Source organism: Aporhodopirellula rubra (genome assembly GCF_014192335.1).
GTDB classification, from domain to species: domain Bacteria; phylum Planctomycetota; class Planctomycetia; order Pirellulales; family Pirellulaceae; genus Rhodopirellula; species Rhodopirellula rubra.
This window is the reverse complement of the sequence record NZ_JACHXU010000020.1, coordinates 149,827-163,052: the sequence shown is the minus strand read 5'-3', so window position 1 is coordinate 163,052 and position 13,226 is coordinate 149,827. Positions and strand designations below refer to the sequence as shown.

The following is a 13,226-nucleotide window of genomic DNA, read 5'->3' as shown; positions in this document are numbered from 1 at the left end:
GGGACCCACTGACTGGAGAGCCGTGTGCGGGAGAACCGCACGCACGGTTCGGAGGGAGGGGAGTCCGGCTCAACCGGACTTCCCTACCCCTATCGTTTTGAAAATCCGTTGGCGGCTACGGGAGCGTTTTGATTTGGACGTTGCGAAATTCAACGGCGTCACCGTGGCCGGCGAAGCCGAAGAAACCTTGTTTGAGGTCCTTGCCGGGGTGAGGTGAATTCGCCATGAACTCCGTCACGCCCTCGAGATCCCCATCGAGAATGACCGTTCCGTTGAGTTCGACTTTGATCTTCGATCCCCGTACGGTCACTTCTTGGAAATTCCACTCGCCGGTCGGACGCAGATAGCCGCGCTGCGCCGCGATCATGCCGTAAGCGGATCCGTGTGCTTGGCGTGGATCGATGCTTTGGTAACGCGGGTGTTCGGTATCGAGAACCTGCAATTCACACATGCCAGCGTATGCCGGATCACCGGAACCGGGATACCGGATCGCCAAACCGTTGTTACCGGCCGGTGGCAGTTTGAATTCAATCCTCGCGACGAAATCCGCGTACTCTTCGGGCGTGTGCAGAACGCCGCCTTTGCCCTTCTTGCAGCGAATCGCACCGTCGACGACTTCATAGTTGTCTGCCGCACCGGCCCAGTTGGACAGGTCCTGGCCATTGGACAGAACGGTGAAACCGTCGTTGTCGTGCGACCTCAAAATCTCGTTTGCTTCCTCAGGTTCGATTTCGCGGATCATGATATTTCGCCATCGGATTTCGCCACCGTGAGTTTGCAACTGGATCGGCCCCTTGGCGACCAAGGGCATTTTGCGATCCCAGTAGTTCTCCATGATCGCGTGGTCGACGATGTGTTTGTCGTTGAGCCAAACGCTGGTCCGGGTGCCGACTTGGAGGATTCGAAATTGGTTCCATTCGCCGAAGGGCCGGTCGGCGATCTCACTGGGATCTTTGCCAGGTGCGCCGGGTGAATTGTTCCACAAACCTCCCGAGCCTTTGTCTTGTCCCGCCGAAAGTCGTTCGGCTTGGTGATTCCATATCTGAACCTGTGGATTCGACTTCAAATAGATACCGCTGTCGGCTTGGGGGATCGTCTTGTACTCGATCAGCAATTCGAAATCGCCGTACGACTGATCGGTCGTCAAATAGACACCGTGACCGTCGTTGATCAGTTCACCGTCCTCTGCCTTCCAATGCGCGATAGCGTCCTTCTGCCAAAGAGCCATTTTCTCGGCACGCTCTTCCTCTGGCATTGCTGCCAATTTGCGAGGGTCCATCGTGCCCTCGCCATGCCATTGGCTCAAATCGGTCCCTGAGAAGATCGATCGGAACCCCGAGGACGTTGCAACTTGTTCGCCCGATGCCTCCGTCAGATGCAACGTGGAAACCAACACGAGCAAGAACGCAAATCCAGTTTGGATATTTTTCATAGTCAGCAATGTTTGAGAGTTGTGAGTCCTAGGGGCGGCGTGCATCGAAACCATTTCTCGCACTCCCTAATCGCCTCCCAAGGGAAGCCTTGTCGCAGACAACGTCGTCGGGAGTAGGCTCATCGCGGCATGATCGCATTGGGAATCCCGCAGCGGCCTGACACGAGGAAGACTATTTCGATGACGATTGTTCCATCAAAGAGTATGCGATGCGGCGAATCAGGTGCGACTACCAAAGGAGGGATCGATCGGGCGCTGACGCTCACCAAGGAATTCGAGTGCCGTCCGCGGAACGCAGACTCTGAGGATGACAAACTGAACGTCAATGCGCTCATTATGAGCGGGGCTCGCAACCGAGTCCCCACATTCGATTGCCATTTCTAATGAGTTATGTGCGCAACCTAGGTTGCATTCGCGGGTAACCTGCATCGGATTGCGTGTTCTGATACTCAGTGCGCGCTCGCCTGTTCGTGAGTGACGCCCGCTATCGTTCGAAGATTTCACTTAGCGGTTCGTCGTGTTTTTCCTGATCGTCTGGGATCATGCTGAGAGCGTCGGTGAACTTCGTCTCTTCACCGATGGCGGTTTATTCGCCACCATCGTCAAGTAGAGCATGTTCGCTGAGACGCCACCGGCGGCGACGAAACGGGGACCTGCGGGCGGTTCAAAGAAATCCAGTTTGACGTTCGCGATGTCAGTTTCTCGCTCCCGTCGTCTTTCCGCCGCAGGTTGGGTGTTCGTTTTGTTCGAGAAGCTGTTTTCTTTGACGCGCCAGCCTGACTCCAACATCACAGCGTCAACGTAACCCGAAAACGTCTCCATCAGTAAGGTTTGCAGAGTCCCTTAGCGGCGTTTAACAAATGCGTGCAGCACTTTCGTGGTTGAGTATATCGATCGCGAAGGCTGCTCCGTTCGATTCGATCGCACGGGCTTGTCTAAACCGAACTTCCAATTTGGCCAGAAGTTTGCCACCTCTGTGGAGCCCGGCCTCTTTGCTGATAGCGGTACCGCCCAGGCAAGGGCCCTCTTGGGGGAGGAAATTAGGTGGCTTTCATTGCCCCCGGCAGGCTCGTTCGAGCCCGTCGGCCGGCGTCACGGTAGACGCTGCGGTCGGCCACCGTGTGTCAGTCTGGCAATCACAAAAAAGGATTTGTTATGAAACGCTGCATGCTTTTTGGTTTGGTATTCATTCTCCTCGGATCAACTGTAGGGACGCAGGCTCGCGGGGACGACGCGTGTCGTCCGTTCTACGTCGGTGCATCCGGAGGACTCTCACTCATCCATGACAACGAAGACGGAATTGCGGAACTCGACTACGAAGCCGGCTTGGACATGAGTGCTTTCCTCGGTTGGCAGGAAGACGCTGGCAGGATCGCATTCGAAGCCAACAAATTCAACGCGGACGTCAATACCGTTTTGGGACTCAACGTCCCCACGGGCAACCTGGACATCGACAGCTACATGATCAATGGCTATCTCGATTTTCCGATCAGTTCGCGCCTGGAGGTGTACGGCGGATTGGGGTTAGGCGTTGCCCGCGTTCAAATCAACTGTCTTGATGATACGTTCGGTAATGCGATCCAAGCGACGAGTGATTTTGGCATGGCATACCAAGCCAAAGTAGGAACGACGTTCGCCTTCACCCAACGGGCAGAACTGTTCGGGGGTTACCGATTCATGGGAACGGAATCACTGACCAGGGCATCGGACAACTATCCAACCAAACGTTCTCGGATCAAGTTTATCTTCATTCGCTCGAAATGGGGCGTCGTCTGAAGTTCTAAATTGACGGACGCAGTTTGATCTCGATCTGTATCAACCCGCGGTTGTCGAAAACTTGGTCGTCCTCGGTAACCGATGTGGCACATTGGTCGGTTAAATACCGAACAGACGAGACAGTCGTAAATTATTGAAGCGAAAGGGACATCATGAAGTAAACCATGGCGTCTCTTTCGATTTTCTTGTTTGATCGAACAGGGTGAAGCTTGCTGGACCCGCCCGTAGTGAGTTGCTTCAACGGCGGTTCGGTTACTCCTTGATGACTCCATCCTCGGTGATCGTCAGTTCGACAGATTCGTTCACGCTGACTTCCGAGTCACTGCCCTGCACTCGCAAAGTTGTTGGGAAACAACGGGTCATTGTCAAAACGGTTCGCGGCGGCATCTCGATCTCATCCGCCGAGTCGTTCGCTTCGACATGCAAGGTTTGAGGTTCGTCGGACTCGTTTTCGATTTTCAGACGAATTGCTGCGGATTTGGGACGCCCAAAAAGTTGTACGGCGTAGTAGGTCGTTTGATCCGATGTCGCGACGGTGACGCCCGTTTGCGTAACGTAATCGGCGAGCATGTTTTCGCGATGGGGTGGCGAGTCGATCCATCCTTGAACAAAAACGTCGATCAGTCCTTCCGCGGTGATTTCGCCGGTGTTCGTCCGGTAGGCGATGTTCTCGCGGACGACGCAGTATTCGTATCCTGACTCTTTGGCCCTCTGAGCGGGTGATTTCCCATCGGCATGGTGGCCGTACGTTCCCGACTCGGCCATGAATTTCGCGAACTTGGATGCGGTCTTGGTCAGCGCCGAATCTTCTTCGACTGGAGGCAGTTCGTGTTTTTCGCGGAACGTGTTGGTTTGTTTGACGATTGCGGCTTCGACTTGGTCAACCATCGAAGTCTCCGCGTGCAACCAATGGCTAACCCCTGTCGTGCACATCAGCAACAAAACAAATCGCATCACGTCTCCTCATGTTCAAGATTGAAAGGGCCGTGTTGATGCTTGCCGTCACCTCGACGGCAAACCCGCGGCCAATGAGGAGGCACCTATGCGAATGACGTGCCGATCGGCAGGCTCCGCTCGGGTGACGGCAACGTCTGCGTCCACTCGCCGTCCGCAGTCCGCAGGGACGCCTACCGACTGACGGCCTGCAATTCGGCGATGGTGGCGGGATCGGGTTTGAACGATCCAGGGCGGTAGCCTTTTGCAATGTCCATCGGCGTCCAACCGAATTTATTCTTGTGGTCCCACGTTTCCTGATCGGCGCCTAACTGAGCGACCAAGCGAATGATTTCGGGGAAACACCGGTATGCGGCTCCGTGCATCGCGGTTTCGCCCGTCTTGGATACCGAGTTGATATCCAGTCCCAAGCCGACGAGCATCTTTACTGCCTCCTCGACTTCCTCCGGTGTCCCTTCGTGCTCGCCGACGTGATCGGTTCCAATCCCGGCAGCGGCCATCAGCGGGTTCACCTCGTCGATGTTTGTCAGGGTTGGGTCAGCCCCCAGCTCTAACAACAATTCCATCAGCGCGAGATCAACGCGTTGGGCAGCCAAGAGAAACGGCGTCGCGCCTCGTGGGGTAATCAATCCCTTGGCGGCTTTGCCGCGTCGCAATTGCAAATTAACGTCAGCGCCGGTCGCCACGATTTGTCGAACAAACTCGAGCGACGAGAGGTTGCCGCTGCCGCGTGGGGCGGGATCACCCTCGGGATTGTCTCCTTTGCCGGGACGTCGAACCCAACATAATGCGTGCAGCGGTGCGTACCCGCTGGACTCATCGTTTGGGTCGGCGCCTCGTTCGACGAGTTTTATCGCGAGTTCGTAATGGGCGCTCTCAACGGCCAGCATCAACGGGGTCATTCCCTTTCGAGGGTTGCGTCCCCCGGTTTTCTTCGGATCCATCGTTTCGTTTACACTGGCCCCGCGATCGAGCAACGTCATTGCGGCGGCAATGTGTCCTTGTCGAGCGGCAAAACACAGCGGCGAGAAACCGGACGGGAGCGTTCGATTGAGGTCGGCCCCGGAATCGAGCAGCAGTTCAATGACATCGGATCGTCCTTCGGCGGCGGCGAACATCAACGGGCTCTGCCCCGCACGCTCGGTCGCGGCCACGTCTGCACCGTGTTCGATAAGAAGCCGACACAGTTCGACATGCCCACCTCGAGCGGCTAACATCAACGCGGTCGTGTTGCCGGGCAATCTCGCGTCCGGCTTCGCATCATGGTCGAGCAAGGCACGGGCGGTTGGAACGTTGCCGTTCTGGCATGCAATCGCGAGCGGTGTGATCTTGAAATAGGTAACCGCGTTGGCGTCGGCTCCCTGCTCGAGCAATCGCAGCGTCCAATCAGCGTTGTCGTGGGCAACGGCCCAGTGCAGCGGAGTCATTCCATCGGGTTGAGCCTGATTGACGAGATCATGATCGCTCGGTTGATTTTTCAACAACGATTCCGATGTCGCCCAATCCTGTTGCTCGATCGCATCGACCAATCGCATTGCCGGAGACGCGGCCGAGCAAACAGCCGAACCGAGGTCACCGACGCCTAGCGTCAGACCAGCGATTACTAACACTGCGGCAGTGATGCGATTTATTGAGACGTCGACGAGAGAGCAAACGAATCGGCTGTTTGGACTCGGACTCGTTGCCAACGGGGTGAACTTAAACATCGAATAGAGCGTCCACTTGTCCGGTGCTGTCGGAAAACTTCTCGAGCGGCACACCGACTTTGTTGAGCAAGGTCAGGTGCAGGTTCGACAGCGGTTCGGGTTTGTCGTACCGCAGGTGCCGTCCGCCCTTCATGTTGCCCGCGGCGCCACCGGCGACGAGGATCGGCAAATCCTTGTGATCATGAGCATCGGGATCCCCCATGCCGCTGCCGTACATGTACAGCGAATGATCGAGCAGGGTGCCGTTGCCTTCGGAAATGGAATCCATTTTCTCAAGGAACTCGGCAAACAAAGACACATGAAACTGATTGATTTTGGCGATCTTGGCTAGCTTCGCCGGGTTGCCACCGTGGTGCGTAACGGGGTGGTGCGGGTCGGGGACGCCAATTTCAGGATACGTTCGCGTGCTGGCTTCGCGAGCCAACTGGAACGTCACGATTCGAGTGATGTCGCCTTGGAAGGCGAGCAATTGCAAATCAAACATCAACCGAGCGTGATCGGCGTAGGCGACCGGCACGCCGACGGGGCGGTCGAGATCGGGAAGCGGGTTGTCCTTTGCCGTGGCGAGTGATCGGTCGATTCGGCGTTCGACTTCACGAATGCTGTCGACGTACTGGTCGATTTTGTTGCGATCGCCGCCACCGAGTCGCTGTTTGAGTCGTTTGATTTCGGTCGTGACGCTGTCGAGCAAACTGGCCCGGCGCCGCATCGCTTCACTGCGTTGTTCGGGCGTTCCGCCTTCACCGAAGAGTTGTTCGAAGACGATCCGCGGATGAGCTTCCGATGGCAATGGTGTTGTCGGCGAAGACCAGGACAGATTGTTCTGATAGACACACGCATATCCGTTGTCGCACTGCCCGACCGTGGAGAGCAGATCCATCGCGAGTTCGAGTGACGGCAGTTGTGTTTCGTGACCGAACTGTTTCGCCGCGATCTGGTCAACGGTCGTGCCGAGATAGTAATCGCTGCTCTCGGTCAACTTCGCTTGGGCGGCACTCAGGAAGGCGGCGTTGGAGGTTGCATGCGAACCGGGGTACGCGTTCTGCAGGTCCATGCCCGTGATCACACAAAGCTGATCTTTGACCGATTCGAGCGACGAAAGGCTCGAGGGCAATTCATCGAGAGTGTCGTCTTTGGGTGTCCACTCGGCCGGGTTGTAACCCATCGGCGTGTAGATGTATCCGATCCGGCGTAGATTCGCGTCTGCGGCAGGAGTGAGTTCCTCGGCAGTAAGCGTGGGGACCATGGCATCGAGCAGCGGCAATGCAATTGCGGTGCCCATGCCTCGTAACATCGTGCGACGGGGCAATGATTGCTTTTGCAGAAACATGACAGAGCCTTAGGCTGGCGAAGGTGGGGATTAAAGGCGGGATCGATATTGGAATGGTCGGCTCGCGACGACCGCCTGAATGATAGATGTGATTCGGTAGTCGTCTCGTTCCGCCGCACGAACGATGCCGCGTACCGCCGCCGCATCGTGATGAGTCACCATCCTGCCGAGTGCGAACGTCATCATTTTTTCACTGAAACAACTGACGAACATTTGTGGGTTCTCCAGCAGGCTCGATTCGAGATCTTCCACTCCATCGACATCGGTGCCGTCGGGTAACGTCCCTGATGCGTCGATCGGATGCTCTCCATCATACGTTCTCCACCGACCGACTGCATCATAATGATCGAGCGAAAAACCGACGGGATCGATCAACGCGTGGCACGCAGCACAGGACTCGTTTTGGCGATGCAGGGCGAGTCGTTCGCGAAACGTCGCCGCCGTCAACGCCGATTTTTCCTTCAGCGTGGGAACGTCCGGCGGCGGAGGCGGGGGCGGCGTTCCGACAATGTTTTCGAGGATCCAATTCCCGCGAATCGTTGGCGACGTGCGAGTCGCGTACGACGTCACGGACAGGATGCTGCCGTGACGCAAAATCCCGCCACGATGCGAATCGGCGGGCAATTCGACTTTGCGAAATTCGTCACCGAGAACTCCGGGAATGTCATAGTGGCGTGCCAAACGTTCATTGAGAAACGTGTAGTCGGTATCGATCAGCGTCAACAGGCTTGCGTCGGTGGCGAGCACATGCGCGAACAGCGATGCGGTTTCACCACGAAAGGCACGGCGTAAGTTTTCGTCAAAGTCGGGAAACAATCGTAGGTCAGGTGTGATCGCGTCGAGGTTCCGCAGGTACAACCACTGCGCGGCAAAGTGATCGACGAGACTACGCGAACGTTCATCGGAAAGCATTCGCGAAACTTGGGCACTCAGCACGTCAGGGTTCGACAACGTTCCCGACGACGCTAGGTCGAGCAATTCTTCGTCCGGGAGACTACTCCACAAGAACGAGGCCAAACGTGAGGCCAGTTCGAAGTCACTGATCCGAACCAACGATGGCTCACCTGAGTCGACAGAACGTTCGACACTCGCGTCGGGCGTGTCGCGATTTTCGTCAGTGCGTTCGACGGACGATTCGACATGAAACAAGAAGTTCGGGTTCACTAAAATGGACGCCACCGCACGTTCGATCCCGAGATCGAATCGGTTACGCCACCCCAAGTCGCTCTCTCGTTTCGGGGCGATCGCGTCCTCAAAAAAGGTCATCGCGGTGAGCAAATCTTCGTCGGTCACGTCACGTCGAAACGCGACACGCGCGAGACGTCGGAGGATCGTGTCAGCAGCCGCGATTTGATCGTCTACGGCTGATGATTGCGGACGCGTGGTGAAGATGCGTTGGCGACTCGGGGTATTGGTCGTCGTACGGTTGCGTGTTTGTTCGACTTGCTCGTCGCTCGTTAGCGGGCCGACAATTGAAACTTCGAACAACGCCGGTTGTTGACGCGGGTGCCGATGTCGGTTGTAGGCTGAATCGAACGGTTGGCGTTTGATCTCCAGCAAGGAATCGCCTTGACTGACGAACGTGACGGCAATGTCATGCGGCCCGGCGGTGATGGGCACTCGAATGTTGAGGTTCGCGTCGATCAAAGTGTCGTCGCGGTTTCCCTTCGGTGGTTTGAGCGTCCAGCGATGCGTAGGCGTGCAATCGATCAAAACGTCGAGGTCATGCGGACGAGACAACCCTTCAATCATCTCGTCGCGGTCACGTGTTAAGCGAACCGCGATTTCATAAACACCCGATTCAGCAAACGTGTGTCGAATGTTTGTCCCACCCCGTGTACCTAGGGGCAGTCCCGCGATGTGACGTTCCTGCGTGAGATCGGCGGGCAACCGAACGTTGATCCCCATCGGGGTTCCCACGGGACGGCCGATGGCGATACGGCTGATCTGTTCGGCCGCGGTCAGATAGCGACTCATCAATGAAGGCGAGAGGTCACCGACGGTGATATTGTCGAATCCACCGCTCGACTCATCTTTGGGTAACCAAGCGGTGATATCGACTTCGATTCCGAGCAGATCGCGAACACTGTTTTGATATTCCGTTCGGGTCAACCGGCGGAGCGAATCGACGCGAGGAATTCGTGGCGACGTCGAGGCCACCTCGTCGAGCACACGGCCGAGCTGCTCGGTGACGCGTCGGTATTCATCATCGGTCGGCCGGTCGGAGTCGGCGGGTGGCATTTGTCGAGACGCGATCCGCTTCAGCGTCGTCTCCCAATCCGAGAGCGGGTCGGCGTGAGCGTGCGACAGTTTCCGTTCCGAGGATGGAGAGCCCGTCCAATCCACGTCTGATAGGGGAATCGACTCGAGATCGAGGTCGGCAATCGCATCGGATTGGTTGTGGCAATCCATGCAATACTGATCGATAAACGATTCGACCTGCGTGATGTCGTCGCCCAGGGAGACGGTCGGGGACGCCACTACCAAGACCAGAGACACGCCGAGGACGATCCGAAAAAACGTCACCGCTGTCAGAGGAATCATAAAAACCATCCTAAAACCGATAAAAACTGTCTTCGATCCGACTATTTTTGAGGGTTGGTAATCATTAGCGGGTTACGTTTTTGCGTCAGGCGGGCTGTCTGCGATGGGAGGGGCAGATGTTCTGCACGCAAGCCTGAGCGTTTTTCTACTGACGATCAAACGTGAGAAACCGTCCCACCTCGTTTGTCCAATCAGTATCGTTCCAACCACCTCGCCGCCTGATTGCGGGAGAGTATTCATGTCCACTGCCGAAGCTTCCGATGTCGCCGCTCCGGTGCGATCGCCGCGATTGTTCCCATTATACCTAACGCCATTCGAAGAATATATGTTATGGGACGACCGGGTGGACTATCCAATGACATTTATTGTCAAAATGGAGTTCGACGGTGACATCGATCGAGAAGCGATTGCGAAAGCACTTCCGCTCGCTCTGAAACGCCACCCGTTGTTGCAGGCCATCGTCAGTCCCGCGAAAGGCAACCGCGATTGTTGGGTTGCGGCACCCGAACCCGATGTCAAAATCTCCTGGGGCGAACTCGGCGAACCACTCGAGTTGCCGCACGGTGAATCGATTGATTTGCGCACCGAAGTCGGATTGCGAGTTTGGATTCGCACAGGTGAAGGTCGCAGCGTCATCATTACCCAATTTCACCACGCGACGTGCGACGGTATTGGCGCCTATCAAATGTTGGGCGATTGGTTGTGGTACTACGCCAAACTGGTCGGCGAACCCGTCGAGGCTCCCTTGCCGGACTTCGATCCGCTGCACCTGCGGATGCGAGTTAAAGCGTCTTATAATATTCAGCGTTATCGTGGTGACGATGGCAAGATCGACTTCGACCGATCAGAAGCTTACAAGTTGGCGATTCAAACGATGCAGTCACTTGCATCGAAACGCGACAAGAAACCAACGCCTGCACCAGGGACTGTCGAACCGCTATTCCCAGGGCTCAGTGACTTCGAATTCGACAAACTGCGTTTCAAAAAGCTTCGCCACGTCGCCGAGGCACGCGGTCAATCCACTAACGAACTCTTGATCCAGCAATTGCTGGTTTCGCTCAATACGTGGAACGCCGCTCAAGGGGATCAGCATCGCGGACAATTCTGCATCATGATGCCGATGGATCTGCGGGAAGCCGACACGCGACTAACAACGGCAGCCAACCTCGTCACGTATGCGCTGATTCGGCGGAAACGTAGCGAGTGCGTCGACTCACCCGCCTTGGTCGACTCGTTGTCCCAAGAACTGCTGAAACTCAAACACACGCGGCACACGACGCAGTTTATGAACGTGATGGCATTCCTCGTCAAACTGCCCACTTGGTTAAAGCGTGGCTTCGCCGGTCGCCGAAGATTGGCGACCGCGATCGTGTCCAACACGGGCGACCCGACGAAACGATTCAGCGTTTCCTTCCCCAGCGAAAAGGGAATGCTGAAAGCCGGCAACCTTCGCATGACGGACATCAACGGCGTGCCGCCAATGCGTCACGGCACGCGGTTGACGATCTCTGTCTTCACGTACCGACGCGTGTTGAAAATCTGCCTGCGTTGCGACCCGAAGAAATTTACCGTCGCCGAAAGCCGCGATTTCTTGAACCACTACGTCGCCTCGATCGAAGGCTTATTGGAAGACGCGTAAAAAGGACACCGCGACGTAAGTTTCAGTATCGCATGGTCGACCTGCTGGACGCGTGTCTGGCATCGCGGGATGCGTCCTGAGTTCGGACGATTTGACAGGCCCGGCAAACCGAGAGATCACCGGCTCCGCGACTGCCGGGTTCGCAACTTGTCGAGAACGGCGGGCAACCTTTTAGCGAACGGGCGATGATGACGCTTCCTGATCCGACGATCGTCTTCAGAACGCGCAGCTACTCCGCTGCCGATTCCCTGGTCGCATTCTTGCTTGCGGCAGGTGTCAACGCGAGGCTTGTTGCACCGGTGAATGAATACAGCCAAGTCCATGCCGGTGAAGGGCCGGTGTTTGGTGCCGTCTACGACGTCTGTGCAGCCGGTTGCACACAGGACGACGTCCAAGACCTGATGATCACTTGGCAGGAAGAGCAAACACTTGTGTCGGCTTCGGCCGAATGGTTTTGTTTCTATTGCGGCGAGGTGCTTCAGCACTCCGTCGTGACATGCCCTTACTGTGGCAAATCGCTCTGACGATCTACTGCCCCAACCTCGTAGTGATCTGGGATTATCATGACAGCTTTTCGCAACACTCACATGTGGTTCCTGATTTTCCTAGCATGCTGCGGCACCTCCAGCGGCCAGGAGGCTGATCAGCAACAGATCGAGCTGTCTCGGTTCTTTCCGCCTGGGGCTACGGAAATCGAATTTCTCGATGTTTCCATGAGCGACCGAGGAATCGAACTCGCCACAAAGTTCGCAACTGAAACCGATGGTGCTTGGCTGCAGGAGTACGTCGCGAAAGTTGCCAAGCCAGGTCAGCCCTTGCCGTACCACTCGAACTTCTCACTCACCGAAGACGAGTATGAGGAGTTTCTCACCGAGTCCATGCAAAGGGTGGTCAAGCCCACAGGCGACAAGTGGGAATGCTTGATCAAGATCGAAAACAACATCGTCTCATTCGAACCTGTAGGACATTCATCGCCTCGAATATCATCGATTCACTTTAAGATAGATTCCAACGAGGCCAAAGCCTCTGGTGAATACTTGGGGAAAGGAAAGTGGCGTGCCAACGATGGCGCACGCTCCGCAATCGGCCCTTGGCGAGGCTACCTCTGGCAGAAAGAAGTCGGCGAAGTTTCCGACATCGCCACCGGGGGAGATTTCCAGTTGTGCAAGCTCGACATTCTGCATCTCGTTGGCACCGACTACGCGTTCATGAGCCACAAGTTTGTTGAGCGACAAGGAGGCGAGAAACCTGTCTCACAGGAATTCATGCTGCGGTTCAAGAATCCCGCACTGTCGAAATTGCCGTGATCTCGGCTGCGGAGGTCCGAATGAAAAAGTTTTTCGCGATCTGTTCTCTAACGACTTTTGCGTTTGCCGTATGGCTTGGATGGGCGGTCTATTCACAGGAACGCCTTGAAACTCATTGCGACCATCTTGCGGCATCATTTGGAGCGCATCTTTCGAATGGTCGACGGTCTGAGTCCTCGAAGTATTTGATTTGGTGCGGATCGCCTGGTCCCTCCGACGGCGACTCCGCAATGATCCGAGACGCGACGGCAAACATCATTAATGCCGGACTCGGACAAACCGAAATTTCGCTCGATTTATCCGGGACTTCAATTTCGAACGAATCGATCGCTGAGATCGGACGTATTCGCGGTCTCTACGGCATCGACATTCGCGATGCGGAAATCACAGAGCAGGGTGCGAAAGAACTTCGTTTCCGAATGCCCAGAACGATCGTTCGTTGGTGACGCAAACGGTTGGCATTCGACGAGTCGCTGGGACAGTTCCTGAAAACAATCCTGAAATTAACGGCGGCGTCTAATACGTTGCTACGTTTGCC

At 56.0% G+C, this 13,226-nt stretch carries 10 protein-coding genes; 5 read left to right on the top strand and 5 right to left on the bottom strand.

Features of this window, described 5'->3' with window-relative positions; all coding sequences use genetic code 11:
* Positions 1-115: 115 nt before the first annotated feature.
* Positions 116-1,432 (bottom strand): 3-keto-disaccharide hydrolase, encoded by a 1,317-nt coding sequence (locus FHS27_RS23195; protein WP_184307473.1) that lies wholly within the window; start codon positions 1,430-1,432, stop codon positions 116-118.
* A gap of 1,155 nt (positions 1,433-2,587) precedes the next feature.
* On the opposite strand from FHS27_RS23195, the gene FHS27_RS23190 reads away from it, so the two are divergent.
* On the top strand, positions 2,588-3,208 hold the full coding sequence (locus FHS27_RS23190; RefSeq protein ID WP_184307471.1) for an outer membrane protein: 621 nt from the start codon (positions 2,588-2,590) through the stop codon (positions 3,206-3,208).
* Positions 3,209-3,460: 252 nt separating this feature from the next.
* Here FHS27_RS23190 and FHS27_RS23185 read toward each other — a convergent pair whose 3' ends face one another.
* The 4 genes from FHS27_RS23185 to FHS27_RS23170 form a co-directional block, all read right to left on the bottom strand.
* The gene (locus tag FHS27_RS23185) at positions 3,461-4,162 is read right to left on the bottom strand and encodes a CAP domain-containing protein (RefSeq protein ID WP_184307469.1); all 702 of its coding nucleotides are present in this window, start codon (positions 4,160-4,162) and stop codon (positions 3,461-3,463) included.
* 173 nt (positions 4,163-4,335) lie between these two features.
* On the bottom strand, positions 4,336-5,868 hold the full coding sequence (locus FHS27_RS23180) for an ankyrin repeat domain-containing protein (protein ID WP_184307467.1): 1,533 nt from the start codon (positions 5,866-5,868) through the stop codon (positions 4,336-4,338).
* The gene (locus FHS27_RS23175) at positions 5,861-7,198 is read right to left on the bottom strand and encodes a DUF1552 domain-containing protein (RefSeq protein WP_184307465.1); all 1,338 of its coding nucleotides are present in this window, start codon (positions 7,196-7,198) and stop codon (positions 5,861-5,863) included. The genes FHS27_RS23180 and FHS27_RS23175 overlap by 8 nt, the downstream gene beginning before the upstream one ends.
* 30 nt (positions 7,199-7,228) lie before the next feature.
* Complete coding sequence (locus tag FHS27_RS23170) at positions 7,229-9,742, bottom strand: DUF1592 domain-containing protein (RefSeq protein ID WP_184307463.1); 2,514 nt, start codon at positions 9,740-9,742, stop codon at positions 7,229-7,231.
* Positions 9,743-9,980: 238 nt separating this feature from the next.
* Here FHS27_RS23170 and FHS27_RS23165 point away from each other — a divergent pair, with 238 nt between their 5' ends.
* The 4 genes from FHS27_RS23165 to FHS27_RS23150 all read left to right on the top strand — a co-directional run bounded on the left by FHS27_RS23165 (position 9,981) and on the right by FHS27_RS23150 (position 13,134).
* The gene (locus FHS27_RS23165) at positions 9,981-11,381 is read left to right on the top strand and encodes a chromosome condensation protein (protein ID WP_246420656.1); all 1,401 of its coding nucleotides are present in this window, start codon (positions 9,981-9,983) and stop codon (positions 11,379-11,381) included.
* A 185-nt stretch (positions 11,382-11,566) separates the two neighbouring features.
* Complete coding sequence (locus tag FHS27_RS23160; RefSeq protein WP_184307461.1) at positions 11,567-11,905, top strand: hypothetical protein; 339 nt, start codon at positions 11,567-11,569, stop codon at positions 11,903-11,905.
* Positions 11,906-11,944: 39 nt separating this feature from the next.
* Positions 11,945-12,688: a hypothetical protein gene (locus FHS27_RS23155; RefSeq protein WP_184307459.1), complete on the top strand. Its 744-nt coding sequence runs from the start codon at positions 11,945-11,947 to the stop codon at positions 12,686-12,688.
* A gap of 20 nt (positions 12,689-12,708) precedes the next feature.
* Complete coding sequence (locus FHS27_RS23150; RefSeq protein ID WP_184307457.1) at positions 12,709-13,134, top strand: hypothetical protein; 426 nt, start codon at positions 12,709-12,711, stop codon at positions 13,132-13,134.
* The last annotated feature ends 92 nt before the right edge of the window (positions 13,135-13,226 follow it).

Coding starts and splice junctions, on each gene's coding strand:
- FHS27_RS23195 (WP_184307473.1), bottom strand. CDS start 1,432: ATGAAAAATATCCAAACTGGATTTGCGTTCTTGCTCGTGTTGGTTTCC.
- FHS27_RS23190 (WP_184307471.1), top strand. CDS start 2,588: ATGAAACGCTGCATGCTTTTTGGTTTGGTATTCATTCTCCTCGGATCA.
- FHS27_RS23185 (WP_184307469.1), bottom strand. CDS start 4,162: ATGCGATTTGTTTTGTTGCTGATGTGCACGACAGGGGTTAGCCATTGG.
- FHS27_RS23180 (WP_184307467.1), bottom strand. CDS start 5,868: ATGTTTAAGTTCACCCCGTTGGCAACGAGTCCGAGTCCAAACAGCCGA.
- FHS27_RS23175 (WP_184307465.1), bottom strand. CDS start 7,198: ATGTTTCTGCAAAAGCAATCATTGCCCCGTCGCACGATGTTACGAGGC.
- FHS27_RS23170 (WP_184307463.1), bottom strand. CDS start 9,742: ATGATTCCTCTGACAGCGGTGACGTTTTTTCGGATCGTCCTCGGCGTG.
- FHS27_RS23165 (WP_246420656.1), top strand. CDS start 9,981: ATGTCCACTGCCGAAGCTTCCGATGTCGCCGCTCCGGTGCGATCGCCG.
- FHS27_RS23160 (WP_184307461.1), top strand. CDS start 11,567: ATGATGACGCTTCCTGATCCGACGATCGTCTTCAGAACGCGCAGCTAC.
- FHS27_RS23155 (WP_184307459.1), top strand. CDS start 11,945: ATGACAGCTTTTCGCAACACTCACATGTGGTTCCTGATTTTCCTAGCA.
- FHS27_RS23150 (WP_184307457.1), top strand. CDS start 12,709: ATGAAAAAGTTTTTCGCGATCTGTTCTCTAACGACTTTTGCGTTTGCC.